Origin of the sequence: Corallococcus sp. AB032C, assembly GCF_003668935.1 — a bacterium.
GTDB classification, from domain to species: Bacteria; Myxococcota; Myxococcia; order Myxococcales; family Myxococcaceae; genus Corallococcus; species Corallococcus exiguus.
On the sequence record NZ_RAWP01000249.1, the window covers coordinates 1 to 1277 of the forward strand.

The following is a 1277-nucleotide window of genomic DNA, read 5'->3' on the forward strand; positions in this document are numbered from 1 at the left end:
CTGAAGGATCCCCTCATCTAGCGAGTTGATCAGCATACGCTCGCTCGGCGGCTGCGTGCGAAGGCGCTGGTATCCGCGCAAAGAGGCAGCCACCATGAAACGCAAGGTGGCCATCGACGCAGAGCAGGTGCGGACGTTCCTGACGGGAGTGTTCGAGGACGACCTGCACGTCAAACGAATCCTGTCCCTGTCGCACGCGACGCTGGGGGCGGTGCAGGCGGCGAGCCTGTCGGTGGCGGCCATCGGTAAGGCCATGGCGTGGGCGCGTGGAGAGGACGTCACGTCCAAGCACGCGGTGAAGCAGGTGGACCGATTGCTTTCGAATGGGGGCTTCGACGTCTGGAAGCTTTTCGCGTCCTGGGTGCCCTTCGTGCTGGCGGAACGGACCGAGGCGGTCATCGCGCTGGACTGGACGGACTTCGAGCAGGACGACCAGGAGACGCTGGTGGCCAGCCTCATCACCCGGCATGGGCGGGCCACGCCGCTCTTGTGGACGACGCTGGTGAAGTCCGCCTCCGCGGGCAACCGGCAACTGGTGGAGGACCAGACGCTTCAGCGACTGCGCGAGGTGATTGCCTCGGAGGTGAAGGTGACGGTGGTCGCGGACCGGGGCTTCGCGGATGCGAAGTTCTACGCGCTGCTGCGGCAGCTGGGCTTCGAGTACGTGGTGCGTTTCCGTGCGGACATGCTCGTCACGTCCGAGGATGAGGAGACCAAGCGCGCGGCCGAGTGGGTCCCCGAAGGCGGACGCGCGAAGGTGCTCCGAGGCGCACGCATCACCGCGGCCATGGCGCAGGTGGGGGCCGTGGTGTGTGTGAAACGCAAGGGCATGAAGGACTCCTGGTGCCTGGCCACCAGCCTCACGGAAGCCACTGCCCAGGAGGTGCTGGACGTCTACGCCCGGAGATTCACCATTGAGGAGACGTTCCGGGACGTGAAGGACCTCAAGTTCGGCATGGGGCTGAAGCAGGTGCGCGTGAAGACACCCGAGCGTCGAGACAGGTTGCTGCTCATCAGCGCCCTGGCCCAGGTCCTTCTGACGCTGCTGGGCGCGGCGGGCGAGGCGCTGGGTTACGACAAGCATTTGAGAGTGAATACGGTGAAGCGGCGTACGCACTCGCTGTTCACCCAAGGCACCTACTATTTCATGGCCATGCCGCGCATGAGCGATGAACGACTCCGCCCGTTGGTGGAGCGATTCGGGCAACTCGTCCGCGAGCACGCTGTCTTCCGAGAGGCCTTCGGACTTATCTGATTCAGATGAGGGGATGCTTCAG

The 1277-nt window shown here is 64.8% G+C and carries 1 protein-coding gene; it reads left to right on the top strand.

Annotation, left to right across the window (positions count from 1 at the left end):
- Nucleotides 1–94: 94 nt before the first annotated feature.
- Complete coding sequence (locus tag D7X99_RS41890) at nt 95–1255, top strand: IS4 family transposase (protein ID WP_121782582.1); 1161 nt, start codon at nt 95–97, stop codon at nt 1253–1255.
- Nucleotides 1256–1277 lie beyond the last annotated feature (22 nt).